Annotated in this window: 30 protein-coding genes; 17 read left to right on the forward strand and 13 right to left on the reverse strand. The window is 61.8% G+C overall.

Going from position 1 to position 24539, the window contains the following annotated elements; all coding sequences use genetic code 11:
- The 4 genes from N911_RS0104355 to N911_RS0104370 are packed head-to-tail and all read right to left on the reverse strand — an operon-like array spanning window position 1 to window position 3145.
- The gene (locus N911_RS0104355; protein ID WP_029894728.1) at window positions 1-627 is read right to left on the reverse strand and encodes an HAD family hydrolase; all 627 of its coding nucleotides are present in this window, start codon (window positions 625-627) and stop codon (window positions 1-3) included.
- Window positions 624-1535, reverse strand: a complete 912-nt coding sequence (locus tag N911_RS0104360) for a phosphoglycerate dehydrogenase (RefSeq protein WP_029894730.1) — start codon at window positions 1533-1535, stop codon at window positions 624-626. The genes N911_RS0104355 and N911_RS0104360 overlap by 4 nt, the downstream gene beginning before the upstream one ends.
- Window positions 1536-1595: 60 nt before the next feature.
- Window positions 1596-2489, reverse strand: a complete 894-nt coding sequence (locus N911_RS0104365) for a DMT family transporter (RefSeq protein ID WP_029894732.1) — start codon at window positions 2487-2489, stop codon at window positions 1596-1598.
- Entirely contained in the window at window positions 2489-3145 is a 657-nt protein-coding gene (locus tag N911_RS0104370; protein WP_029894734.1) for an LOG family protein, read from the reverse strand. The genes N911_RS0104365 and N911_RS0104370 overlap by 1 nt, the downstream gene beginning before the upstream one ends.
- 72 nt (window positions 3146-3217) lie before the next feature.
- Here N911_RS0104370 and N911_RS0104375 point away from each other — a divergent pair, with 72 nt between their 5' ends.
- The 4 genes from N911_RS0104375 to miaA are packed head-to-tail and all read left to right on the forward strand — an operon-like array spanning window position 3218 to window position 6806.
- Window positions 3218-4825: an MBL fold metallo-hydrolase RNA specificity domain-containing protein gene (locus N911_RS0104375; protein WP_029894736.1), complete on the forward strand. Its 1608-nt coding sequence runs from the start codon at window positions 3218-3220 to the stop codon at window positions 4823-4825.
- Window positions 4826-5395: a 16S rRNA (guanine(966)-N(2))-methyltransferase RsmD gene (gene rsmD / locus N911_RS0104380; RefSeq protein ID WP_029894738.1), complete on the forward strand. Its 570-nt coding sequence runs from the start codon at window positions 4826-4828 to the stop codon at window positions 5393-5395.
- Window positions 5371-5892 carry a pantetheine-phosphate adenylyltransferase gene (coaD, locus tag N911_RS0104385; protein ID WP_029894740.1) on the forward strand — a complete coding sequence of 174 codons (522 nt, stop codon included), beginning with the start codon at window positions 5371-5373 and terminating at the stop codon, window positions 5890-5892. The genes rsmD and coaD overlap by 25 nt, the downstream gene beginning before the upstream one ends.
- The gene (gene miaA, locus N911_RS0104390; protein WP_029894742.1) at window positions 5889-6806 is read left to right on the forward strand and encodes a tRNA (adenosine(37)-N6)-dimethylallyltransferase MiaA; all 918 of its coding nucleotides are present in this window, start codon (window positions 5889-5891) and stop codon (window positions 6804-6806) included. The genes coaD and miaA overlap by 4 nt, the downstream gene beginning before the upstream one ends.
- On the opposite strand, the gene N911_RS0104395 is transcribed toward miaA, so the two are convergent.
- From N911_RS0104395 to N911_RS0104435, 8 genes are all read right to left on the reverse strand, one after another.
- Complete coding sequence (locus N911_RS0104395) at window positions 6784-7206, reverse strand: hypothetical protein (protein ID WP_029894744.1); 423 nt, start codon at window positions 7204-7206, stop codon at window positions 6784-6786. The two genes, miaA and N911_RS0104395, sit on opposite strands and share 23 nt — an antisense overlap.
- An 83-nt stretch (window positions 7207-7289) precedes the next feature.
- The gene (locus tag N911_RS0104400; protein ID WP_029894746.1) at window positions 7290-7901 is read right to left on the reverse strand and encodes a tetratricopeptide repeat protein; all 612 of its coding nucleotides are present in this window, start codon (window positions 7899-7901) and stop codon (window positions 7290-7292) included.
- A gap of 136 nt (window positions 7902-8037) precedes the next feature.
- Complete coding sequence (locus N911_RS19065) at window positions 8038-8619, reverse strand: 4Fe-4S binding protein (RefSeq protein WP_138774331.1); 582 nt, start codon at window positions 8617-8619, stop codon at window positions 8038-8040.
- Window positions 8620-8629: 10 nt separating this feature from the next.
- A complete protein-coding gene (locus N911_RS0104415; protein ID WP_029894750.1) occupies window positions 8630-9706 on the reverse strand; it encodes a hydrogenase large subunit in 1077 nt (358 codons plus the stop codon).
- Window positions 9707-9725: 19 nt separating this feature from the next.
- Window positions 9726-10088: an NADH-quinone oxidoreductase subunit C gene (locus N911_RS0104420; protein WP_029894751.1), complete on the reverse strand. Its 363-nt coding sequence runs from the start codon at window positions 10086-10088 to the stop codon at window positions 9726-9728.
- A gap of 11 nt (window positions 10089-10099) precedes the next feature.
- On the reverse strand, window positions 10100-10549 hold the full coding sequence (locus N911_RS0104425; RefSeq protein WP_029894753.1) for an NADH-quinone oxidoreductase subunit B family protein: 450 nt from the start codon (window positions 10547-10549) through the stop codon (window positions 10100-10102).
- A 4-nt stretch (window positions 10550-10553) separates the two neighbouring features.
- Window positions 10554-11402, reverse strand: a complete 849-nt coding sequence (locus N911_RS0104430) for a respiratory chain complex I subunit 1 family protein (RefSeq protein ID WP_029894755.1) — start codon at window positions 11400-11402, stop codon at window positions 10554-10556.
- On the reverse strand, window positions 11402-13306 hold the full coding sequence (locus N911_RS0104435) for an NADH-quinone oxidoreductase subunit 5 family protein (RefSeq protein ID WP_029894758.1): 1905 nt from the start codon (window positions 13304-13306) through the stop codon (window positions 11402-11404). Before N911_RS0104435 ends, N911_RS0104430 begins: the two co-directional genes overlap by 1 nt.
- A 608-nt stretch (window positions 13307-13914) precedes the next feature.
- Between N911_RS0104435 and N911_RS17350 the strand changes: the two genes are divergently transcribed.
- The 5 genes from N911_RS17350 to N911_RS0104465 all read left to right on the forward strand — a co-directional run bounded on the left by N911_RS17350 (window position 13915) and on the right by N911_RS0104465 (window position 19036).
- A complete protein-coding gene (locus tag N911_RS17350; RefSeq protein WP_161781593.1) occupies window positions 13915-14910 on the forward strand; it encodes an N-acetylmuramoyl-L-alanine amidase family protein in 996 nt (331 codons plus the stop codon).
- An 86-nt stretch (window positions 14911-14996) separates the two neighbouring features.
- Window positions 14997-15767 carry a tetratricopeptide repeat protein gene (locus N911_RS0104450; protein ID WP_029894762.1) on the forward strand — a complete coding sequence of 257 codons (771 nt, stop codon included), beginning with the start codon at window positions 14997-14999 and terminating at the stop codon, window positions 15765-15767.
- Window positions 15764-16591 carry a hypothetical protein gene (locus N911_RS0104455; RefSeq protein ID WP_051693914.1) on the forward strand — a complete coding sequence of 276 codons (828 nt, stop codon included), beginning with the start codon at window positions 15764-15766 and terminating at the stop codon, window positions 16589-16591. The genes N911_RS0104450 and N911_RS0104455 overlap by 4 nt, the downstream gene beginning before the upstream one ends.
- Window positions 16592-16767: 176 nt before the next feature.
- The gene (locus N911_RS0104460) at window positions 16768-18018 is read left to right on the forward strand and encodes an ISL3 family transposase (RefSeq protein WP_029893407.1); all 1251 of its coding nucleotides are present in this window, start codon (window positions 16768-16770) and stop codon (window positions 18016-18018) included.
- 103 nt (window positions 18019-18121) lie between these two features.
- Complete coding sequence (locus tag N911_RS0104465; protein ID WP_029894768.1) at window positions 18122-19036, forward strand: hypothetical protein; 915 nt, start codon at window positions 18122-18124, stop codon at window positions 19034-19036.
- Window positions 19037-19106: 70 nt separating this feature from the next.
- Here N911_RS0104465 and N911_RS0104470 read toward each other — a convergent pair whose 3' ends face one another.
- Window positions 19107-19310, reverse strand: a complete 204-nt coding sequence (locus N911_RS0104470; protein ID WP_029894769.1) for a twin-arginine translocase TatA/TatE family subunit — start codon at window positions 19308-19310, stop codon at window positions 19107-19109.
- Between the two features lie 120 nt (window positions 19311-19430).
- Between N911_RS0104470 and N911_RS0104475 the strand changes: the two genes are divergently transcribed.
- From N911_RS0104475 to ilvB, 8 genes are all read left to right on the forward strand, one after another.
- A complete protein-coding gene (locus tag N911_RS0104475) occupies window positions 19431-19817 on the forward strand; it encodes a hypothetical protein (protein WP_029894771.1) in 387 nt (128 codons plus the stop codon).
- The gene (locus N911_RS0104480; RefSeq protein WP_138774332.1) at window positions 19814-20614 is read left to right on the forward strand and encodes a hypothetical protein; all 801 of its coding nucleotides are present in this window, start codon (window positions 19814-19816) and stop codon (window positions 20612-20614) included. The genes N911_RS0104475 and N911_RS0104480 overlap by 4 nt, the downstream gene beginning before the upstream one ends.
- A gap of 20 nt (window positions 20615-20634) precedes the next feature.
- Entirely contained in the window at window positions 20635-21366 is a 732-nt protein-coding gene (locus N911_RS0104485; RefSeq protein ID WP_138774333.1) for an HAD family hydrolase, read from the forward strand.
- Between the two features lie 72 nt (window positions 21367-21438).
- The gene (locus tag N911_RS0104490) at window positions 21439-21741 is read left to right on the forward strand and encodes a YggT family protein (RefSeq protein ID WP_029894778.1); all 303 of its coding nucleotides are present in this window, start codon (window positions 21439-21441) and stop codon (window positions 21739-21741) included.
- An 8-nt stretch (window positions 21742-21749) separates the two neighbouring features.
- Window positions 21750-22253 carry a DivIVA domain-containing protein gene (locus N911_RS0104495; protein ID WP_029894780.1) on the forward strand — a complete coding sequence of 168 codons (504 nt, stop codon included), beginning with the start codon at window positions 21750-21752 and terminating at the stop codon, window positions 22251-22253.
- A 4-nt stretch (window positions 22254-22257) separates the two neighbouring features.
- A complete protein-coding gene (locus N911_RS0104500; protein ID WP_138774334.1) occupies window positions 22258-22584 on the forward strand; it encodes a DUF167 domain-containing protein in 327 nt (108 codons plus the stop codon).
- An 11-nt stretch (window positions 22585-22595) separates the two neighbouring features.
- Window positions 22596-22814 carry a DUF465 domain-containing protein gene (locus tag N911_RS0104505; RefSeq protein WP_029894783.1) on the forward strand — a complete coding sequence of 73 codons (219 nt, stop codon included), beginning with the start codon at window positions 22596-22598 and terminating at the stop codon, window positions 22812-22814.
- 13 nt (window positions 22815-22827) lie between these two features.
- Window positions 22828-24531, forward strand: coding sequence for a biosynthetic-type acetolactate synthase large subunit (gene ilvB / locus N911_RS0104510; RefSeq protein ID WP_029894785.1), 1704 nt, complete (start codon window positions 22828-22830; stop codon window positions 24529-24531).
- The last annotated feature ends 8 nt before the right edge of the window (window positions 24532-24539 follow it).

A 24539-nucleotide genomic window follows, 5' to 3' on the forward strand; every position in this document is an offset into this window, starting at 1 on the left:
TCACCCCTGCATTCTCAGCCATTCCGTGAGGCCGGTGAGGTCCTCCGCCCACTCGTGCGGCGCGGGGAACTTTCCACGGCCATAGAAGCGCGTCCCAACGGCCTCGGCAGCCTCCAGGTCGGTTGAGGAGTCGCCGATCATGAGGGTTTCGTTTGGCTGCGCGCCGGACTCCATGAGGATGCGGCGCAGCAACTCCGCTTTCTCCGGCGGAGAGCCGTAGATGCCCTGGAAATAACGCGTCAGCCCCTTCACCTGGCAGATGGCCCGCAACTCCTCCTGGGGAGCGCCCGAGGCCACGTAGATCGGATACGTCCGGTGCGCTTCCTCGATGGCCTCCCGCGCGCCGGTGACGAAGGGGGCTTCAAGCAGCTCCTCCTCCGCGGCTTGCAGAAAGCGCCCCACCAGCATGTCGATGTCGGGCTGGGTGATGTCCCGGCCCAGGTATTCCTCGTAAAAGCGGCGGAACTTCTCATACCGTGAAACCCCGCCGTGGCGCAGGTGCAACTCGGTCAGCCAGTCAACCGCCTCTGGACCGAAATCCTCCACGCTGCGGGCGAAGGCGCGGGTCTTGACCGCCACCGTTTCCATGATCACCCCGTCGAAATCAAAGACCAGCACCCGGATCATTTCGTTTTCTCCAAGGCTTCAAGCAGGTTGCTCACCGCGTCGGCCTCCATTCGCACACGCCCCTCGCGGGCGTAGGAGCCGATGTGCGGGGTCAGGATGACTGAGTCCAACTCCCGCAGCCGTCCCTGGTAGGGCTCCTCGCAGAAGCAGTCCACAGCCGCTCCGGCCAGGTGTCCGGCGGAGAGCAGGTCGTACAGGGCCTCCTCGTCCACCAGCCCGCCGCGTCCGGCGTTGATGAGCCAGGAGCCCGGCTTCATGGAAACCAGCCGCTGGCGGTCCAGCAGAGCGCAGTCCATGCCGGTGCGGGAGCAGTGCAGACTGACGATGTCAGCCCAGGGGAGCAGTTCCTCCATCCCCATCTTGGTGTATCCCGGGACGGTGGAAACAGGGTCGGCGTAACCTATCTCCACGTCGAAGGGCGTGAGCAGCTCGGCAACCGCCACGCCAATGCGGCCCATGCCGATAATGCCCACACGCTTTCCCTGCAGAAGGTTGCCCATGCGCTTTTTCCAGACGCCGGCCCGCAGTTCCCGGTCCATGCGGGTGACTTGGCGCAGCAGGTCCATGGCCAGGCCGACGATGAGTTCGGCCACGGCGCGGGTGGGACCAAGCGGGGTGTTGCGCACCAGCACGCCCAGTTCCTCGGCCGCCTCCAGGTCCACGTTGTCCATGCCCACGCCGCAGCGGGAGAGGACTTTGAGGTTGGGCAATCGTGAGAGCACCGAGCGGTCCAGGGGTTCGGTTCCGGCCACCAGACCGTCGCAGCCGGCGGCCAGCTCCACCACCTCGTCCGGGGTCAGTTTGCGGCCGTGGGGGTTGAGAATGAAATCCGCCCCGGCCCGCTCCAGCAGGTCCAGCGGCTCGCGCCCGTACTGGGCGAATGATGATGTTGATATGGCGACGCGCATTGTAGCTCCTTTGTTTCCATGCGGGCGGCCAGGGTAGCCGAAAGGTGCTGGGCTGAAAACCTAGCCCGTTTTCTCTCGACTCAATTGCTGCAAGGCCAGCCCGCCGATGATGCAGACCAGCCCCCACACTGTGGAGGCCAGAATTGCCTCGCCCACCAGGTAGTGAATGAAGACCAGCGAAAGGAAGGGCGAAATGAAGATGAGATTGCCCACGCGGGATGCGCTCTCGGCCAGCCGCAGGGCGGTAAACCAGGTGATGAAGGTCACGCCCATCTCGAATACTCCGACGTAAGCCGCGGCCAGCAGGCCATTCAGATTGGTTGGCAGTCCGGCGGTGAACAGGCAGGCCATCAGGATGAAGGGTAGGGCGAAGAGGAAATTCAGGAAGAGGGCGGCCACGGGGTCGCGACCGTCCCGGGCGGCGCGGGCGGAGAAAAGCCAGTACAGCGCCCAAATGATTGTGCTGCCCAAGGCCAGGCCGACGCCAAGGGGCGAGGCGAAGCGCAGGGAGAGGATATCGCCCCGGGTGGCGATGACCACCACCCCGGCATAGCTGATCAGGGTGGCCAAGCCGTCGCGCCATGTGGGGCGCTGCCCGAGGATGGGAATGGAAAGCAGGGTCAGGGTGATGGCCCAGGTGTAGTTCAGCGGTTGGGCTTCCTGCGCGGGTAGGAGGTCGTAGGCCTTGAAGAGGACGAGGTAGTAGAGGAATGGGTTGAGCACGCCCAGGGCCAGCGAAGTGCCCACCTGCCGGGGAGTAGCCTGGAAAACGAGGTGCAGCCTGCCCCTGACCGCCAGCACCGCTCCCATGACCAGCAATGAGACCAGCGACGCGATGAGCAGCAACTGCACCGGCTCAAGATGGCGCAGGCTGAGCTTAAAGGCCGTGGCCACGGTGGACCAGAGCAGGACCGTGACCAGTCCCCAGGCCATGGCGCGGCGCTGGTTTTTCACTAGACCACGACGTGCCGGCGGATGAAGATGGCGGCCTCCTCCGGGGTGTCCACCACCCTGAACAACTCAAGGTCCTCGGGCGAGACGTAGCCGTTGGCCACCAAATTGTCTTTGAACCAGTCGATGAGGCCGGACCAGAACTGGCTGCCCAGAAGCACCACGGGGAAGGGCTTGATGCGCTTGGTCTGGATGAGCACCAGCGCCTCGGCCAGCTCGTCCAGGGTGCCGAAACCGCCGGGCAGGGCGACGTAGGCGGTGGCGTATTTGACGAACATGACCTTGCGGATGAAAAAATACCGGAAAGAGACCTGCAAATCCAGGAACTCGTTGCACTGCTGCTCCAGTGGGAGTTCGATGTGCAGTCCTATGGATTTCGCCCCGGAGTCCTGGGCCCCCTTGTTGGCCGCCTCCATGAGTCCAGGCCCGCCGCCGGTGATGATGTCGAAGCCTTTTTCACCCAGCTGCCTGGCTAGTTCGCGGGTCAGCTTGTAGTTCTCGTCGTCCGGCTTGGCCCGCGCGGAGCCGAACAGGGACACTGCCGGCCCCACGTCGCTGAGCTCCTCGAAGCCGTCCACGATCTCCGCCATGATGCGGAAAAGCCGCCAGGATTCCTTGATGGACAGTTCGTCGATGAGGTATTGCCTCGAGTCGGCCATGTGATTGCTCCAGTTTTGGGGTCCCACGCGTGTACCCCCACCAGGGCCGAGTGTAAACAACAGGAGTGCTTCGTGAAGATATCCTTTCTCGGCGCGGCCCGGACCGTGACCGGGTCCTGTTTTCTGTGTGAGGCTGATGGCCGCAAATTCGCCATTGATTGCGGCATGCACCAGGGCAACCGCGAAATCGACAAGCGCAACCTGGACATGACGCCATACAAGCCGGAAGAGTTGGAGTTCGTCTGCGTTACCCACGCCCACATCGACCATTCAGGCCTTTTACCGAAGTTGGTCAAGGAGGGGTTTAAGGGCGACATCTACTGCACCGCGCCCACTCGCGACCTGCTTGAGATCATGCTCCTGGATTCGGCCCACATCCAGGAGATGGAGGCGGAGTGGGAAAACAAGAAGCGCCGCCGCCACGGCAAGCAGCCCATTGATGCCCTCTATACCCAGGAGGACGCCGAGGCGGTCATGCCGCTCTTCAAGACCGTGGAGTACGATGAGGCCCTTGAGCCCATCAAAGGCGTGCGCATCAGGTATTGCGACGCCGGGCACATTCTCGGCTCCGCCTTCATCCGTGTGGAAGTCCGGGAGGACGACGACTCCTACAGGCTCGTCTTTTCAGGCGATCTCGGCCGTCCGAACCAACTGCTCGTATCTGACCCGGAGATCACCAAGAACGCCGACTACCTTTTCGTGGAGTCCACCTACGGCGACCGTGACCACAAGGACGAGGAAAACAGTCGCGAGGAGTTGGCTCAGGCCATCAAGCGGGCCTACCGCAACAATGAAAAATGCATCATTCCGGCCTTCGCCGTGGAGCGCAGCCAGGAAATAATCTATGTGTTGCACCAGCTCCGCAAGGAGGGGAAACTGCCGGAGGACATGCCTGTTTACCTGGATAGCCCCCTGGCCATCCGGGCCACAAAGATATTCAAGCGCCACCCGGAGTTTCTGGACGAGGAGACGCGCAACCTCATCGAGAACGGGGAGCATCCCCTGGAGTTGCCCAACCTCAAGTTCACGACCACGGCCAAAGAGTCCATGGCCATTAACGAAACCCGCGAACCTGCGGTGATCATTTCCGCCAGCGGCATGTGCAACGCTGGGCGCGTCAAACACCATCTCAAGCACAACCTTTGGCGGCACGGGGCCTCGGTGGTCTTTGTGGGGTTTCAGGCCATGGGGACGCCGGGGCGGCGCATCGTGGACGGGGCGGAGTCCATCCGCATCTTCGGAGAGGACGTGGCGGTGCACGCCAAGGTGTACACCATTGGCGGTTTTTCCGCCCACGCCGGTCAAAGTCAGATTCTGGAGTGGCTGGGCAACTTCACCAACGAGGCCATGGAAATATTCCTGGTGCATGGCGAAGCCTCGGCACAGGACACCCTGGCAGAACTCATTCGGGATAGGTTGGGTTTCACCGTGCACGTGCCGGATTATCTGGAGGAAGTCACCCTGGCTCCGGGAGTGGAGCCGGAAGTGCGGGTTCACCCGGAGCAGGCCAGGCCGGGCATCGATTGGGAATATCTGCTCAGCGATACCGAGCGTCTGCTGGCGGAATTCAAAACCCGGATGGAGGACGTGCGGGAAAAGCCCTGGGTTGACCAGACCGACCTGCGGGACCGCCTGCTGGAGACCAATCGCTCCCTGCTGGAACTCATATCGGAGACCTGAGTGCGCATCACAGGTGGCCGCTTTCGCGGGCGGCGCATTCATACTGGGGAAGGGGAGGGCTACCGCCCGGCAACGGCCAAGGTGCGCGAGGCCTTGTTTTCAATGCTTTCCGCCCGCGGGGTGGACTGGTCGAGCTGCAGGGTGTTGGACGTGTTCGCCGGCAGCGGTTCCCTTGGCCTGGAGGCGGCCAGCCGGGGTGCGCCATTCATCCGATTTGTGGAGCGGGACAAGCGGGCGGCTGGGTTGATCCGCAAGAGCTGCAAGGAACTGGGGCTGCAACCCGGTGACTGGCTCATGAGCCAGGACGAGGCCGCGCGTGTTCTGGCGAAGGGGCCGGACTTGCCGTATGATGTTGCCTTTGTCGATCCGCCCTACGGCCAAAATTTGCTTGCCTCAGCCTTGGCCCAGATTGTGGGCAAGGGGTGGCTGCGTGGCGGGGCTTGGCTGGTTTGCGAAATAAGCGCGGATGAGGATTTGGGCGACCTGCCCGAGGAACTGGGCCCGCCCGAAACAGACAAACGGTACGGACAGACCAGGATTCTGCTATGGCGAACGGACCAAGCTGCGTAGCCGTCTACCCCGGCACCTTCGACCCCCTGACCAACGGACACGTTTCCCTTGTTCGGCGTGGGCTCACCATTTTCAAAAAGGTTGTCGTGGCTGTGGCCAAGGAATCGAGCAAAAACCCTCTCTTTAACCTGGACGAACGGGTTGAGATGGCCAGGGAGGTGTTCGCCCGCGACGAGGGGGTGGAGGTGGAGCCGTTCCACGGACTGTTGGTGGACTATGTCTCCAAGCGGGGAGCCAACGTCATACTGCGTGGCATGCGGGCGGTGTCGGACTTCGAATACGAATTTCAGATGGCGCTCATGAACCGCAAGCTCAACCGCGAGGTCCAGACAGTCTTTCTGATGACCGACTTCAAGTGGATGTATCTCAGTTCCACCATAATCAAGCAGACCGCCAGGCTGGACGCCAACATCAAGGGGCTGGTGCCGGACGAGGTCCTGCCTCGAATTTACGCGCGGTACGCCGACATGAACCGGCAAGAGGGGGAGGGCTCGTGAGCTTGCCTCCATCCGTCTGCCTGCTGGGTCCCACCGGCGCGGGCAAGACCAGTGTTTCCCTGGCCCTGGCGGAAGAGTTCGGTGGAGCTGTGATCAACATCGACTCCCGGCAGGTCTACCGTGGATTGGAAACGGTCACCGCCCAGCCCAGCTCCGAGGAGCAGGCCAGTTGCCCGCATCACCTCTTCGGCTTTCTTGATCCGTGCCAAGGTGTCAACGCGGGAGCTTTCACCACCATGGCGGAGCAGGCCATGCTGGAATGCGCGGAAAACGGGTTGCTCCCACTGTTGACCGGTGGAACCGGCCTATACCTGGACGCGCTGGTCTATGGTTTGGACCCCGTGCCGGACACCCCGGATCTGGTGCGTCATCAGATTCAAGCGGGTTATGACGCCCTTGGGCCGGAGACAATGTATTCTTTTTTGGAGCAAATCGACCCCGATTACGCGGCCAAGATACACCCCAACGACCGGCACCGCGTCACCCGCGCTCTGGAAGTCTACGAATCAACCGGCCGTGTCTTTTCCTCCTTCCACACCCGCGATGAGAGCCAGCCCCGTTTCGATGTCCTGAAGATCGGTCTGGAAGCGGACCTCGACGCGCTCACACCGAAGTTGGAGGAGCGCATCGAGTCCATGGTCCGCGACGGCGCGCTGGACGAGGTTGACCGTGCCTTCAAGGAGTGCCCGGACGTGAACGCTCCGGGGTTCACAGGCATCGGCGTTCACGAGTGCCTGGAGTACCTTCGCGGGCGTATGGACCTGGATCAGGCCAAGGCAATGTGGCTCAAGCGTACCAGAGCCTACGCCAAACGGCAGATGACCTGGTTCCGCAAGGAGCAAGACATGCGCTGGGTGGACCCGGCGCGGCCGGAGCAGGCGGTGGCCCTGGTCAGGGAGTGGCTGAACCGCTGAGGCCGGAGGCCGCCTCGTCCAACAGGTCCATGGCCTGTTCCACTTTGGCCTGGAAATCCCCTTCCATCTGGCCGGCCATGGCCGCCATTCCCGCTTTCATCTGCTCGATCTGCTGCATCATGATGCGGGTGCGGACTTCTTCCGGCAGGTTGGCGACCTGATCCAGCCTTGCGTCGAATGTGGCCATCTGTTGCTCGAAGCCGGTCAGCCGCTGCTGCAAGGTTGCTGTCTGTTCTTCCAGCCCGGATGTGTCACTGCGGGCGGTAAAGAATACGGCCCCGGCCGCGGCCAGGGCCACGAAGGAAAGAAGAAGAGCGGCCACAGCCATGTCCTTGGCTGAGCGCGCGAAGCTCAGGTCCAGGTACGGCGTGGCCCGGTCCTCGGTGTTTTGGGCTTCCATGGTATCCTCCCCTAGATGTGGATTAGCGGGTTATCCCACTTTCGCATCATGCTCGGGGGGAGGAGGGAAGTCAAATCGGAAAATCACTCCAGCTGCTTGATGAGGTCCCGCACCGGCGTGCCATTGGGTGCTCTGGCGTCGGGATCCATTCGAACCAACTCACGCCAGGAGTCCAGGCCTTCTTCCTTACGGTTGAGGTCGTGGATGAGCACCACACCCTTGTTCAGTCGGGCGATGCGGTGGTCAGGGTTGAGTTCGATGGCCGTGTTGAAGGCGTCGATGGCTTTCTTGTGCTGGTGCGTCCGGCGGTACATGACCCCCAGGTCAGTCCAGACGTCGGGCTGCTCGTGCAGGATGTTCAGGGACGTCTCGTAGGCGTCCACGGCGCGTTTGTATTGGCCGTGGTCAAAGGCGAAGTGCCCCAACGTGTTCCACGCCTGATGGTCCTTGGGGTTCTTTGCCGCGTCCATTTCGAGTTCAAGGAAGCGTTGGCGTTCGCCTTCGCTCAACCCCTGCTGCCCTGTCTGGCGCGGTTGTTGCCGCTGCTGCTGGTGTTGAGCCGTCTGTTGTCCGCTGTGCGGTTGTGGCTTCTTGTACACGCTCGCCCCGACCACGCCCACGACAAAACCGACAACAAGGCAGAGGAAGGCGGTGACGTAGAGGGTATTCCGGCTGACCGGGTTACTTTCACTCATGAACCATACTCCTTTGATATGAAATGCGTTCCATCTATCGGAAAGACTCGTGTGGAGCAACCATGGAAATCAACGAGCCCGCCTCATCAAAAGGGATGAGGCGGGCTCGCGGATAACGGGCTGGCAAGGCGGCGGATCAGGATTTGGACTCGCCGGACTTGGCCTTGGAGCCCTTGGCTGTGGTCGTTTTTTTTGCGGTGGACTTTTTTGCGGCCGCTTTATTGGGCTCGGTACTCTCCTTGGAGTGAGTTTTCTTCGAGGCCGTTTTTCCGGAAGCCTTCGTTTCCGAAGCTTTGCCGCTTTCCTTTCCAGTGGCGTCCTTGTCCTTGGCTTCGGCCTTGGAGTCTGTGTCGTCCTTGGCGGCGGCCTTCTTTTTGGGTTTGGGCGGTGTACCCTGCATGGTGATCATCTCACGCCGCCGAGACACGGGCCGCCAGGCGGTCTTCATGTGCAAGCAGTTTGTGGGGCATGTTTCCACGCAGATGCCGCAGAAAACGCAAGCGAAGGGATCGCAGACCCAGGTGCCCGCCTGCTTGTCCACGGTGATGCACTGGGAGGGGCACTTTATCTGGCAACTCTTGCAGAAGATGCAGTGCTCGATGTCGTTGTAGAGCTCGCCCCGGGACCCTTCGAAGTCCGCCCGCCGGACCACTGGGTACATGCGGGTGGAGCTTTTGCGAAAGAGGTTGCGGAGCACGTTGGAGGTCATGAAAGCCATGGGTTCCTCCCTAGCGTTCGGTGCAACTGATGCACGGGTCGATGGAAAGGACGACCACCGGCACGTCGGCCAGCTCCACTCCGGGGAGCATGGCCAGAAGCGGGGGGACGTTGGCGAAGGTGGGCGTGCGGATGCGGAGCCGCTCCAGGTGTTTCTTGCCGTTGGCCTTGAAGTAGTAGAGCAATTCGCCGCGCGGCTGCTCCACGCGGATTGTGCTTTCGCCTTCCGGGTTGCCCTTGACCTTGGTGCGGGTTTCGCCGTCGGGCATGCGGGATATGGCTTGGCGCACGAGGTCGATGGACTGCAGTGTCTCTCGGAAGCGCACTCTGCCGCGGGCGTACGAGTCGCCGGAGGTCTCTACGACAGGCTCGAAGTCAAGGTCGGAGAAAGCCTCGTAGCCAAGCTGGCGCATGTCCTGGGCCACTCCGCTGCCGCGCAGGGTGGGGCCGGCGGCCCCCAGTTCGTAAGCCTGATCACGTGTCATTACGCCAACTTCCTTGGTGCGCTTGCACACGGTGTAGTCGTTGAGCATGGTCTTTTGCAGTTGCTTGACCTCGCTCTCCACCGTGTCCAATTCGCTCAGAATCCAGTTGCACTGTTCGGGCGTGAGGTCGGCTCGGGTGCCGCCCACCACATTGACCGAGACGATGACCCGGTTGCCTGTGGTGGCCTCGTTGATGTCCATGACCCGCTCGCGGATGCGCCAGAATTGCATGAAGACCGACTCGAAACCGAAGGCGTCGGCGAAGAGGCCGAGCCAGAGCAGGTGGGAGTGGATACGGTGCAACTCCGACCAGATGGTGCGGAGGTACTTGGCGCGGGGCGGCACTTCCACGTCCATCATTTCCTCGATGCCCTGGCAGTAACACATGGCGTGGATCTTGGAACAGATGCCGCAGACCCGCTCGCAGATCTGGATCATCTGGTGGTAGTCGCGGATGTCGCAGAGCTTCTCCAGTCCGCGGTGGACGAAGCCGAGCTGCGGCAAGGCCTCCTGGACGATTTCGTCCTCCACCACCAGCTTGAGGTGGAGCGGTTCGGGCAGCACCGGGTGCTGCGGTCCGAAGGGGATGACGGTTCGGGACATATCGGATTCCCTCGCAGGGCTATTGTTTGCTCACGGAGTAGCGGCAGAACGGCGTGGCCTTGACCTCTTCCTCCAGGTAGAGGGCGCCGTTGAAGTCCAGCGGCAGGTCCTCGAAGCAGACGCCGAAATGGTCCTTGGCCTCGTTTTCCACCAGCACGGCCATGAAGAGGACCGGGGTCAGGCTGGGCACGGGCTCCGTTTTGGGAGTCCGGAGCCTGAGGTGGGTCATCTCCAGATCCTTGTCGAAGTGGTAGATGAGTTCGAAGGTCTCCTCGTCCAGTTCCAGGCAGGTCATTGTCACCATGCGGTGTCCGGCCTCCTTGAGGCGCAGGGCCTCGGAAACCAGGTTGTCCTTGGTGACTTCGATGATCTCTCCCTTCATATGATTCTCCGCTACACGGCTTGCTGTTGCAGTTCGGCCAGCTTGGCCAGTCCTTCGACAACGCCGTCGATGATGGCTTCGGGCTTGGGCGGGCATCCGGGGACGTACACGTCCACCGGGATAATCTTGTCCACCCCGCCGACAACGTTTGGAGCCTCGCGGAATACGCCGCCGGACAGGCCGCAGGCACCGATGGCCACGACCAGCTTGGGGTCGGGCATCTGCTCGTAGAGGTTCCGCAGCACGTGCTGGTTGCGGTAGTTCACCGTTCCGGTCACCAGCAGCACGTCGGCGTGCTTGGGGTTGCCCACGTTGATGATGCCGAAGCGCTCCACGTCGTAGACCGGGGTGAGCACGGCCAGGGTCTCGATGTCGCAGCCGTTGCAGGAGCCGCAGTCGAAATGCATGGCCCAGGGCGACTTGAGACGGGACTTCTTGATGAATTCAGTAATGGCGTTCATCGGGCTACCCCACGTAGATCCAGACAAGGTTGACGACGCACATGGCCAGGCCCACACCCCACACGTAGCCCAGCATCCAGCGCCAGGTCATGCGGGCGGTAACGTTGTCCACCAGAAGCTCGGCGAAGTAGGTCAGCGCGAGCAGGATGGCCATGCCGATGATGGAGGTGTGCCAGAACAGGGCGCACAGGCCCAGGATGAGTACGGTTTCGTACCAGTGGGCGATCTCCACCAGAGCCAGGTGCGGGCCGGAGTACTCGGTCAGGACTCCCTTCACGATCTCCTGGTGCCCGTGGTGGGAGGTGGAGAAGTCGAAGGGGGATTTTCGGAGTTTGATGGTCAGGGCGTAGGTCAAGACCAGATACAGCAGGGGGAGTTGCAGCAGCATGGGCTGCGACTGCTCGAAGATCGCTGTGACCTTGAAGGAGCCCGTGGTCAGGAATATGCCGATGAAGACCAGAATGATGAGCGGCTCGTAGGTCAGTACCTGGATGAGTTCGCGGTGCGCGCCCACTTGGGAGTATGGGGACGGGGCGGAGAGGCCGCCCATGACCAGGAATACCGCGCCTACTGCCTGGACGAAGAAGATAAGCAGCAGGTCGGCGCCGACGAAGATCAGCACCACGGAGATGGCCGCGGCCGCCGCGTACAGGTAAGCGCAGAACACCTGCCAGACATTGACGATGCTGGGGCTTTTGCCGAACAGCTTGGCCACGTCGTAGAAGGGCTGGAGAATGGGCGGGCCGTAACGGGACTGCAGGCGGGCGGTGATCTTGCGGTCCACGCCCGCGATGAGTCCCCCGGCCAGCGGAGCCAGCACAAGTCCGGCCAGAATGAGCAGGAAGTCAACCATTACAGCGCGCCTCCTATCATGAGCGCCAGCAGCATGGCTGCGCCGATGTTGATCCAGAAGGTGAGCCGGTCTTCACCGAACACGGACGCCAGGTAGTAGTTGCCCGCGCTCATTTTCACCGGCAGGCCCATTGGGCCCTTGAACCCGGAGGAATCGTCGAGCTGCACGCCGGACATGTATGGCGGGCTGAGTTCCCTGGACCGGGCCTTGAGCACAGCGCGCAAGCCGATGAGGAAGGCGATGCCAAGGGCCAGGAAGAGCGGGTAGACCGCGAAGGCGCCCACGGGGCTGTCCAGGGTTCCACCGACGACCTGGTAGGGTGTGGCGGTGAGATCCGGCAAAACCAGGTTGGTGTAGAGAACCGGTGCCAGCAGGCTGAGCACAACCGCGCCGCCCGCTAGCAGCACAAGGGAGAGGCCGTTGGCGAATCCCAGGGTGCTGGGCATGGGCTTGGCCTTGTAGGGCGCACTCATAAGGTTTCCGGCCCAGCGGGCGTAGATGAAGACAGTCAGGGCGCTGCCCAGGGCCAGCAGTACGATCACCACCAGGTTGCCGGCGGCGGCCTCGATGGCCATCCACTTGGAGAGCAGCACGCCGAAGGGCGGCAGCATCATGGTCAGGATGCCAATAATGGTGATCATCGCGGCGCGGGGCATGGCCGCTGACAGGCCGCGCATGTCCTCGATGTCGCGGGAGTGGATGTGCTGCTCGATGTGGCCCACGCAGCAGAAGAGCAGGCCCTTGGAAGCGGCGTGGAAAATGAGCAGCAGCACCCCGGCGGTGATGGCCTGCGGCGTGTTGATGCCCGCGCATGCGATGATCAGGCCGAGGTTGGAGATGGTTGAGTAGGCCAGGATCTTCTTGGCGTTGGACTGCCCCACTGCCAGCGCGGCCGCTGCCACGAATGTGAACGCGCCGATGACTGCCACCGAGTCGGACAGGAAGGTGCCCGCGAAGGCCGGGGCGAAGCGGAGCACCAGGTAGACGCCCGCCTTGACCATGGTGGAGGAGTGGAGCAGAGCCGAAGTTGGCGTGGGGGCCACCATGGCTCCCAGTAGCCAGCTCTGGAAGGGCATCTGGGCCGCCTTGGTGAAGCCGGCCAGGCAGAAGAATGCCATCGGCACGAGCATGGCTCCAGCCATGCTGCCGGACGTCACCAGAGCCTGGATGGACAGAGTGCCGGCCGCGGCGTAGCTCCAGACCATGGCCAGGACGAAGGCGGCTCCGCCCACGCCGTTGAGCAGCAGGGCCCGCTTGGCGCTTGCCCAGGCCTCGTCCGTGTCGTCATGGGCGATGAGCAGGAAGGAGCACAGCGTGGTGACCTCGAAGAAGAAGTAGAAGAAGGTCAGGTCGTTGGCCAGCACCAGCCCGTTCATGGCTCCCAGGAAAAGGATGAGGAACATGAAAAAGCGGGGCTGCCGGGTTTGTTTGAGACCCAGGTGCTTCTCGTGCTCGCGCATGTAGGGCAGGGCGTAGATGCAGATAAGGCCGCCCACCAGGGAGATGACGAGCACCATGATCAGGGACAGGTTGTCCGCGAAGAAGGTGGGGAACTTCGCTCCATGATCCACCATCCCAAACTCCAGGACCGCAAGCATGATGACCTGGAACGCGGTCAGCAGTTTGATGAGCAGGCTATCCAGCTTAAATGCGTAATACAGAATGAGGAAAAGGAGAGCGAAGTCCGCCAGGGCGATCAGCCCGCGTACGGGGATGAAGCCGAGGAGGTCTCCGGGGTGGGCGGCGAATTCGCCGTGTCCCAGCAGGCTCAAGGAACAGGCCGCGGTCAGGACCACGGTGGCCGCGACCAGGCCCGATCGCAGCGCCCCTCCGGGGGCCAGGCGGATGGCGAGTCCCGCCAGGAAGGGCAAGACGATGAGCAGAAAGAGCAGGCTTTCCAGCATGTTTGGCCTCGCGGTTTAGAGGGATGGCCAGGGGGGAGACACGGGGTTCCCATCCCTGACCCCGGGTCTTTGCCAGCCAGCGAGATGTTCCCGCTCATCCTCCAATCAAACAAAGATGTCAAGACACGAGAGTATTTTCACAAGAAGTGCGGTGGGTTGGTTGTTTGGTCGATCAATTTGCTTCTGAACTAGCCGATGTGTATGTCCGGCCTCCTTCCCGCTGGTGCTCAGAAGTTGCGGAAGCATGGACCGGGACCACGGACAGGCCTGCATTTCCGGAATGAACAAATATCGGAATGGTATTGTGATTCGGGGCGGAGGGCGTCAAACAAGCGTTTGTTGATGCGGATTTCAATCGGGCTTGATTTCCCTTGGCGGAAGGCCTACCCGTCGGCCAACGGGAAGTCTGGGGAGGGTGAGGGGGAAGCGCGCCTCTTTCCGTATAAGAAAGGTGTATTCTCGAATGGTTGTTGACCCGGATGTTTTCCGCCCTTTCGTGACTTGGCTGGACGTGAGATGCTGCCCCATACTGAAACGCATCCGATTTGGTATGTACCATGTCGTCGAGGAACATGATGCTTCGCTTGGCAATACCGCTTCTCGCCGCCGTGCTTCTGTTGACCTGCCCGGCTGCCGCCTTTGCCGCCAAGGGAGACGATTCACGTGGCCGGAGTGAGGTGGAGAGCGATCTGTCACCGCACGAGTTGGCTTTGGCGGGGCAGTCCGCCCTGTCCTCCGGGGAGTGGGCGGAGGCGGCTGAAAAGCTTCGCCGCAGCGTCCGGGGCGACCCGCGCAACGAGTGGGCTTGGTCGCTCCTCGGTCGGGCGGAGCGCGAACTGGGACGACTTCGTGAAGCCAGGAGGGCCTTCACCGTGGCAGTGCGGCTCAACCCGGAGGACACCTATTCCCGCATGTCCCTTCTTCGCCTGAAGCAGTTCGCGGAGTCGGCCGAGTCGCTGCGTGAAGCGCCCGTTGCGGAACCGCTGCCAGAGCGCCGGGTGGGACGCATCGTGCTGGACGCCGGGCACGGCGGCGCGGAGGAAGGCGATGATCTGGCGTCCGGACCGGAAAAGGATGCGGCGTTGGAGTTGGTTCGTGACATTGCCCGGCATTTGCGGGATGCCGGATACGAGGTCTGGTTGACGCGTGACGGCGACTACTTCCTTTCGCTCGCGGAGCGGGTGGCCGAGGCCAACCGTCTGGCTCCTGGAGTTTTCGTGAGTCTGCACGTCACTGGCGGCGAAGAAGCCACCGGCATTTATTCATGGAGTCAGCGGCCACGGGGGGAGCGGGCGGCCCTGGCGGCCAAGCGGGAGAACGCCTCCCGCCGCCTGGCTCCCCCCGCCGGCGGGCAGACGGCCTTGAACAGGGAAGAACTGCTCGAGAGGTTCACCCGGCGCGGGCATCACCGCGCTACCGAGCGGCTGGTTTCCGGCTTGATGGAAGCAATGGGGCGGGGGGCTGTCGTGGGCGGTTCTGCTGATTTCCTGGTGCTCCGCCGGGTAAACGCGCCAGCGCTCCTGGTGGAAGTTCCGGCTGGAAGCAGCACCTCTGCGGAATCTCTCGCCTCGGGGTTGTTGGCGACGCTTGGGGGCGGATCATGACCCGTGTGGCCGCCTGCCTCTGTGCTTTTTTGCTCCTTTTGTCCGCTACAACACCATGCTTGGCTTTTTCAGTTGAAGACGTCCTCATGCACGGACTGGACGCGGAAAACGACGGTATGTTGGACGAGGCCGAGAAGGACTATCGCGAGGTAATTCGAGTTGATCCGGGAGAGGAACTGGCCCGGGTGCGGCTGGCCCTGGTGCTGGCGTTGGGCAAGCGTTTCCAATCGGCCATGGAGCAACTGGACATAGTGTTGGACGCATCTCCGGAGAATTTGTCCGCCCTGACGCTGCGCGGTCTGCTATTTCTTGAAAAGGGCCAAGCGGCCGCGGCGGAAAAGGACCTGCGGCGGGTGCTGGAACTGACGCCGACCCATGCTGAAGCCGCGATGTATTTGGCCCACCTTGCCCTCTCCAAGGGAGAGCGGAGGCAAGCCGCCGAATTGCTGCGCTTGTCCACCGGTTCGACGTCAGATCCCTGGGTTTTGCGGCTGGCGGGAAAGACGTACCGCTCCATGGGGGCGTTGAAGCGCGCCCGAAAATGCCTTGAAATGAGCCTGCGGGCGGAGCCGGAATCCGCAAAATCGTTGCGTATCCTCGGGTGGGTGCTCTACGACCAGGGCGAAACAGCCCTGGCGAAAGACGCCTGGAGCCAGGCTATGCGCCTGGACGCTCGCGCCGGGGCGGACTTGGCCCGGGTTCTTGATCGCGAAGCCGCCCAGGCCGCCGCCGCTGGGGAACTGGAAAAGGCGAGGCGGTTATGGAACAAGGCCTTGGAAGCCGACCCGGAAGACAACTCGGCGAGATACCATCTCAGTGACAGAAAGAACGCCCCACAAGGCGGGGAGGACAAATGATCAAACCGATTCACCTGGTGTGCGCAGCTTTGCTGCTGCCGCTTCTGGCAGGGTCCGCCCGGGCCGAGTATCTCCAGGAGTACGAGAATGGCTCCGTTAATTGGCGCAACGGCCGAATCGAAGCCTCCGGCGTGGGTGTGGCTCCGGCGAACCTGCGCCAGCCCCAGGCCGAAAAGCTGACCAAGCGCGGGGCCGTTATCATGGCCCGGCGGAACTTGCTGGCCGTCTTGAAACGAATCAACATCGATTCCACCAACACCGTTGCGGAATATTTGGCCTCGGACGACGCCGTGCGCTCCCGGGTCCGGGGAATGCTGCACAACTCTTGCGTGGAGAGCGCGACCAGCTTGCCTGACGACAAAGTGGAGGTCACGGTGGAGATGTGGCTGCGCAAGGACTTGGCCGATGTGCTGCTGCCCCGCACCATGCCCTTCAGGCCGGAATCAGCCGTGGCTGCCGGGCGGGAAGGTCCGGGGAATGCCGGTACGTACTCCGGGCTGGTGGTGGATGCGCGGGGCCTTGGCGTTCGTCCGGCCCTCAGCCCCCGTATCCTCGACACCGAGGGGGAGGCTGTCTACGGCCCGTCCTCCGTCAGCCGTGCGTACGCCGTGGCGCATGGGATGGCTGGATATGCGGAGAGCCCCGATCTGGCGGCCCAGAATCCTCGAGTCGCCTCTCGCCCCCTTGTGGTGCGCGCTGTGGATGCCACTGGCCGCAACCGGACCGATTTGATTCTCTCCAAAGAGGACGCGGACCGGGTGCGCGCCGTGGCCGAAACCAACGGCTTTTTACAAGAGTGCAGGGTGCTTGTGGTGCTCGACTAAGGCAGTTCTCGGGACGCGTCGGACCGCGGATTTTCTCAGAGGCTCGACTTCCGCGAGCCCGAAGGGTAACTTCCCTGGCTGCCCGACCCAAGGAAGCTGGATTTCGGATAGGTTCTTCCGGAATTGTCGTGGGTAGCAGCCTGAGGTAGTCCTCTGTTCTAGAGGAGACATTGCTCATGAGGGACATCGATTTCTATGCTCAGATTCTTGGCATTGACCACCCCTGGCATGTGGATGACGTGAAGCTCCAGACTGGGGCTGGGCGAGTGGATGTGTGGATCGATCATGAGCCTGGCGCTCTTTGGTCTTGCCCAGAGTGCGGGCGAGAGTTGGCTTGCCGGGATCATGCCGAAGAACGGACATGGAGACATCTAGATACCTGCCAGTTCAAGACATTTCTTCATGCACGTATTCCACGAGTTAACTGTCCTGATCACGGCGTACGCCAAGCACAGGTCCCCTGGGCCGCTCCCCATTCTCGTTTCACCCTGCTCATGGAGCGCATGGCCATTGACGTGATTACGGCCTGTTCGACCATCGAAGGTGCACGCAGGCTGTTGCGTATTTCCTGGGACGAGACCTGGGGGATCATGGAACGAGCCGTCAAAAGAGGCTTGAGCCGCAAGGAACAGCGCAATATCCACTACCTCGGGGTGGACGAGAAGGCTTTCCGCAAGGGACACAAGTACATGACCGTCGTCTGCGATCTGATGAGGGGCACAGTTGAGCATGTTGCTGAAGATCGCCGAACGGCGAGCCTCGAGGCGTATTATCAAAGCCTGAGTAGCGAGCAGCTGGAAGCAGTGCGGGCCGTGAGCATGGACATGTGGCAGCCGTATTTTTCGGCCACTATGAAGTGGATCCCTGAGGCAAGCCGGAAAATCGTCTTTGACCGTTTCCACGTCATGCAACACGTGGGGAAAGCGGTGGACACTGTCCGGCGTCAGGAACACAAGGCCCTGATGGCCGAAGGGGAGTCAATCCTCAAGGGCACCAGATACCTGTGGCTTTACGGCGAAAGCCGTCTGCCGGATAAGCACAGACCTCGGTTCGATGACCTCAAGCAGGCCAACCTGAAGACGGCCAAAGCCTGGGCCATGAAGGAAAGCCTGCAGGATCTGTGGGGCTACATGAGCCCTGGCTGGGCAAAGAGGTTCCTGGAGAAATGGTGCGGTTGGGCCACGCGATCCCGGATCACGCCGATGAAGAAGGTGGCCCAGACCTTGAGAGCTCACATGGACAACGTGGTGACCTTTTGCCGGCATCGAATCACCAACGCCGTGGCCGAGGGACTGAACAGCAAGATCATGGCAATCAAACGCCGAGCTTGCGGCTACAGGAACAAAGAGCACTTCAAGACGGCGATCTACTTCTTCTGTGGTGGATTGGACCTCTATCCGGCCTGCAAAACCGGAGCCACCCACTGAAATCCCGGAAGGACCTTCGGATAGTTCGTCCGGAATGATGCCGGAGAATGCTTGAGCGCTTTGCTGGCCGAGGATTTGCAACCGGTAATATCGGAGTTTTGATTTGCTGCGTTTGATTCCAACCGTTTTGCTGTGTCTTTCCCTGGCAGCGCCCCTGTACGCCGCCCGGGTCGAGGTGTTCGTTTCCGACAACGCCACGGGGGACCCGCGGCAAGAGGCTCTGTCAAATGGGTTCGAGCGAGCCGTTCTCAAAGAGGCTCTGGACGTCATTCCCGGCGATTTGCCAAAGCCCAGGGTGGCCGCGCTGGAAACGTTCCTGGCGCCCCGGGCGCAGGAGTTGGTGCAGAGCTATTCCGGCGTGCGGACCATGAATCGCTCCGATGGACTGGCCGCTTCCATGGATGTCCGTGTCAATCGTTCCGCTCTGAAGAATCTGTTGCGCGACGTGGGCGTGCTAGCGACTCTGGACAGCCCGGTGCCCTATACCTTGAGCGTTCGCGGCCCGGCCATGGAGCACTGGAAGGAGATCGGTAGGCTGCAGACACTTTCCGGGGTTGTTTTCCAGCGGGACGCCGACCTGGAGCTCGAGTTGGACGCCTCCGACCCGGAGAACTGGCGGGGCGAACTGCGAACAGGTGAAAAATCGCATACCGCCCAGGCTTCCGACTTGCCTGGGCTGTGGCTTCGGCTCTGGTCGCGCTACTTCGGCGGACGCGAACGAGACGGTTCCCGGGGCGGAGAGTTGCTAGAGGTCTCCGGCTGGTATGCGGCTGCAGGCGTGGAGGAGTTCGGTCGCGTGCTGGAGGGGTGGAATCAGGCTGTGGACGGAGCGGTGCTGTTGCGGACCGACATCGCGCCTGGAGGCATCAGGGCTGTCTGGCGGGTTGAAGCCCAGGACGCGGAGTTGCTCCGCCAGCAGTTGGATGAGTATGCGGAATGCCGGGAATTGACGTACCGGCTGGGCGTGGACAATTCCTCAGGCGCGCTCAGGGGAACGGCCGGAGCGCGCCGAAGGTAGCTCAGAAGAGAAAAGGGCCCTTTGTCCCGCGCAGGGAAGGGCCCTTCATTCATGGCTCGGAGACGGCGGGCTATTCCTTCTTCTCGCCCTCTTCCTTCTTTTTCTCGTTTTCCGGGGTAACGTCGATCTCCTCGGGTTCACCGGTGGCCTTCTTGAAGTTCCGGATGGCCCGGCCCATGCCGCTCCCGATCTCGGGGAGTTTGTTGGCGCCGAAGATGACGAGGACGATCAGGAGAACAATCAACAACTCCCACATACCGAATCCGCCGATCATGTAGCGAGTACCTCCATTTGTTGTACCGCCTGCATCTACACCCGGGACCATGGCAGGTCAACACGCCATGAGCGCGATTGGCGGCTTGCCCGCGAGGCCGGGCGGGGCTATTTTGCCCGAATGGCTGATCAGGTGCGGCCCATGCCGGGAAGAGCGTGCGGTCATTACGCTGGCGGGCGATGCCTTTACGGGGAGCGGTTGAACCCCGGGTATCACGTGTCTTGGCGCTGCCGGGTGCTCAAGCAATGGGAGAAGGAGTATGACGACTTCGTCCATCGAGCCGAAGCCTTCGGCCTGGAAGACGCCGCCGCGAAGCCCATGCTGGAAAAACACTTTCAAAAAGTCCTCAAACAAGCTATCGCCTGCCCTCGGTTCGAACCGGAGGCAAGCGCGGGAATGCCTCCCTGTCTGCACCTTTTGGACGAACTGTGCCTAAAGGAGCTTCCGGTCTGCCATGGGGTCTGCCGTTTTTTCAAACCGGCGGACAAACCGAGCGAGGAGCCATGATGCTGGTCTACTTTCCCCATCTTCACGAAGCGTTGCTGCCCGAATCCGCGAGACAGCTTGTCCGGCTTCCCGATCCCGGCCTGGGGTTGGAGGACGAGACGAGGTTGCGCCTGGACCTGCCACTGAGCGAACCACAGGCGCGCGCGTATGTGGATGAGGCGCTGTCATTCGGTGAAAATTTCCGTAATCCCGGAGATATGGCCGCCTACCTTCTGGGCCGGGACGAAGAGGCTGCAGAGAGTTTCATTACTCTGCGCAGTGAGTTGGGCAGGCTGGAACGCGGGGAGGGAGACAATCGGGAACAGGCTCATCGCATGCGTGCCCAGGCCGTGCTGTTGCTGGCCTGGACCATGGAGGAACGGCTCATTGACGTCAGCGCCCTGGATTCGGCCCTGGAGGAGTCCATGGCCGGATTGCGCCGCACCCTCGGCGTGGAGGATGAGGATGACGAGTCCGAATTGGGCGGAATAACCGCTCCGGCGGAAGGCGCGAATGAAGCGCCAGGACTGGAGACGGGCGGCTCCTGGCGCGCCGTGGCCGGAGCCTTGCACCTGCTTTTGCCCGGAGAGGCCGCGCTGGTGACCTGCCTGAGCCAGATCGCCGACGACCTCAAGGAACAGGGGGTCGAGTTCAATCGTATTTCCGCTGAAGACGCGGCCAGGCTGGGGCTGCGTTCCGGCCGACTGAGCGGTGCCAAGCTACCCGGCCGAGCCTTGCTCGGCAAAACCAGGCCACAGGACGACGCGCTTCTTGAGGCCGAGCGGACAATCTACTATCTTGAGCCACAGGCTGGCTGAAGGACCCCAAAGCAGACCGCATGACGAATTCCGAGGACTCCCCGAACCACTCCCTCCCGCCCATACCGGGCGTACAACCTTCCCTGTGCGGGATACGCCCAGTCCGCGGCCTTATTTTCGATTGCGACGGGGTGATGCTCGATTCCAGAGGGGCCAACGTGGCCTTTTACAACGCCTTCCGCGAGCGCTTCGGCTTGCCGGCCATGAGCGAGGCGGAGGAAGAGTACGTCCACGCCCACCCTGTGCAGGAGTCCCTGCGCCACATTCTGCCGACCGATTTGCACGGACGCATCGACGAGGCCAGGGCGGAGATGGACTATCGTCAAGTGTTGCCCGCTCTGTACCTGGAGCCCGGCCTGGTGGAACTGCTGGGACTGCTTAAATCCATGGGCGTGCGCTTGGCTGTCAACACCAACCGCACCACCACCATGGAGTTGGTGCTGGACCACTTCGGCCTGCGGGGATTCTTCGAGTTGGTCGTCACCGCCGGAAAGGTGGCTTGGCCCAAACCGCACCCGGAGAGCCTGCACAAGGTTCTGGGCATCTGGGGCCTTCCCGCCTCCGAGGTTGCCTTTATCGGCGACTCCTCGGTGGACATGGACACGGCTTTTCGCGCGGGCGTGCCCTTCTGGGCCTACCGCAACCCCGCGCTCAAGGCCGAAACGCACATCGAGAGTTTTCTGGCCCTGTTGGCCTGCATTCGCCGAGACCTGGCCTTCGGGCGGTTTCGGCGTGGGGAACAAAGAACTTGATTTAGGAGGAACCCTGTGCTTTCTTTTGACTGCAAACGCGGAATTGCCTCTTCCGCACGCCACGGAGGATGAATGGAAGTTCTGGGCGTGAACCTTGTCCTCGCCATCGCGAGGATTCTCAACATCATCCTCGAGCTGTATTTCTGGATCGTCATCATTTCCGCGGTCCTTACCTGGGTCAATCCGGACCCCTACAATCCCATCGTGCGCACATTGCGCAACCTGACCGAACCCGTCTTTTACAAGATCAGGAGTTGGCTACCCTTCGTGGTGGTGGGAGGTATCGACCTTTCGCCCATCGTGGTGCTCCTGCTCATCCAGTTCCTGCAGATGTTCGTGGTCAGGTCACTCTCTCAACTGGCCATGGCCATGTGAGGTAAGCCATGTCGCTTTCCAAGATCGACATCGACAACAAGACCTTCACCCGCTCCTTCCGCGGTTACAGCACCTCGGAGGTTGACGCCTTTTTGGTGGAGGTGGCCGAAGCGCTGGCCACCGGAGCGGAGGAGCGCAAGGCGCTCAAGGAGCGCGTGGCGGAGTTGGAAGGGCTGGTGGACGAGCACAAGCAGAAGGAGCAGACCCTCCGCGACACGCTCATGACCACCCAGAAGATGATCGATCAGCTCAAGGCCAACGCGCGCAAGGAAAGCCAGTTGATCATCGAGGAGGCCCAGAACAAGGCCGAGGACGTGCTCAACCAGGCGCATTTGCGCATGGCCCAGATTCACGACGACATCATCGAGCTCAAGCGGCAGCGGACCCAGTTCGAGGTCAAGCTCAAAAGCCTGCTCGACTCGCATCGCCAGCTTCTGGAGATGGAGAACCAGGAGCAGGAGGAGATCGAGGCCCTGGAGTCCAAGCTGAAGTTCTTCAAGAAGGCCAAGTAGGACCGTGACCCGGGAAAAGTTGCCGTTCTACGCCCGCAAAGACTCCGGCGGGCGTTATTTGCTGGACGTCTGGGTGCAGCCCGGCGCCAAGCGCAACGACTTGGCCGGAGAGTATCAAGGTCGTTTGAAGGTGCGTGTGGCCGCTCCGGCCTCGGACAACAAGGCCAACAAGGCGCTGACAGGCTACTTGGCGGAGCTGCTCGACGTGAAAAAAAGCCAGGTGTCAGTGCAGACCGGCCATACCGGGCGCAAGAAAACCCTGGCCGTGCGAACCGAGAATCCCCCCGCCTGGCCCGAGCCCGGCGGGGTTTACACTCAACCCAACCCGTAAAGGGGGAGCTTATGGAGTCGAACGACATCGCCATCATTGAGCGCAATGTGGGACAGGACGCCGAACTAAAGGCCCTGTGGGATCTGCATCGCGACTATGAAGAGCGACTCGAAAAGCTTTCCAGAAAACCCTACCTAACGCCCTCCGAAGAAGTAGACGTACGCGAGCTAAAAAAGAAAAAACTCGCGGGTAAGACAAAGCTGCAAGCTATTCTCGACAAATATAAATAGAAGAGAGGGCGACATGGAGCTCACGGGAGCTCAAATACTGCTGGAGTGTCTGAAACGAGAAGGAGTTGATGTCTTATTCGGCTTCCCTGGCGGAGCCGTGATCGACATCTACGACGAACTCCCCAATCATCCGCTCAAACACGTCCTGGTCCGTCACGAACAGGGCGCAATCCATGCGGCTGACGGGTACGCCCGGGCCACGGGGAAGGCGGGGGTCTGCCTCGTCACCTCGGGGCCCGGGGCCACCAACACCGTCACCGGCATCGCCACCGCCTACATGGACTCCATTCCGGTGGTGATCTTCACTGGTCAGGTGCCCACGCCACTCATCGGCAACGACGCCTTTCAGGAAGTGGATATCGTCGGGATAACCAGGCCCTGCACCAAACACAACTACCTGGTCAAGGACGTGCGCGACTTGGCCATGACGATCCGTCGGGCCTTCTACCTGGCCCGTTCCGGACGTCCTGGCCCGGTTTTGGTGGACCTGCCAAAGGATGTGCAGCAGGCCGTCACCGAGTTCGTCTACCCGAACGACGAACAGATCCGCATGCGCAGCTACAATCCCACCGTCAAGCCCAACAAGCGGCAGTTGAAGAAGGTTGTCGATCTGGTTCGTCAGGCGGAGAAGCCGGTCATCTACGCCGGCGGCGGCGTCATATCGGCCGAGGCGAGCGAGGACCTGACCTGGCTGGCAAAGCGGCTGAACATACCGGTCACGGCCACTCTCATGGGTCTTGGCTGTTTCCCCGCGGACGATCCCCTCTGGCTCGGCATGCTGGGCATGCACGGGACCTACGCGGCCAACCGGGCCATCCAGGATTCCGATCTCATAATGGCTGTGGGAGCGCGCTTCGACGACCGTGTCACGGGCAAGATCGCCGAATTCGCGCCCAAGGCCAAATTGGTCCATGTGGACATTGATCCCACCTCAATCCAGAAGAACGTCACCGTGGACGTGCCCATCGTGGCCGAATGCGGCCAGGCGTTGAAGGGACTGCGGGAGTTGGTCGAAAAGGAGGGGGAATCCCTCAACAACGACGAAGCGCGGATAGGATGGGCCAAGCAGACTGTGGACTGGGAGTTGGAGCATCCGCTGCGCTACGCTCCCGCCAAAGCCGGAGAACCCATCAAGCCGCAGTTTGTGGTGGAAAAGATCTACGAGTTGACCAAGGGCGAGGCCATCATCACCACCGAGGTTGGGCAGAACCAGATGTGGGCCGCCCAGTTCTACGGCTTTACCAAGCCCCGCACCTTCATTACCTCCGGCGGACTGGGCACCATGGGCTACGGCTTCCCTGCGGCCATCGGGGCGCAGATGGCCTTCCCGGACAAACTGGTCATAGACGTGGCCGGCGACGGCTCCATTCAGATGAACATCCAGGAGTTGGCCACGGCGGTGTGCCACAACCTCCCGGTCAAGATCGTCATCCTCAACAACGGGTATCTGGGCATGGTGCGGCAGTGGCAGGAGCTGTTCTACGAGCGGAACTACTGCGCCACCTGCATGGACGCCCAGCCGGACTTCGTGCGGCTGGCGGAGAGCTACGGCGCCGCCGGGTACCGTGTGGAGAGGGAAGAGGACGTGGAGGTCGTGCTCAAGGAGGCCTTCGCCGTGGACAAGCCGGCCATCGTGGACGTGCGTGTCTCCAAGGAGGAGAACGTCTACCCGATGGTTCCGGCAGGCAAGTCCCTCACGGAAATGCTCTTGGTCTAGGAGGAGAG

It is taken from the genome of Desulfohalovibrio reitneri (assembly GCF_000711295.1).
In the GTDB taxonomy this organism is placed as follows: domain Bacteria; phylum Desulfobacterota; class Desulfovibrionia; order Desulfovibrionales; family Desulfovibrionaceae; genus Desulfohalovibrio; species Desulfohalovibrio reitneri.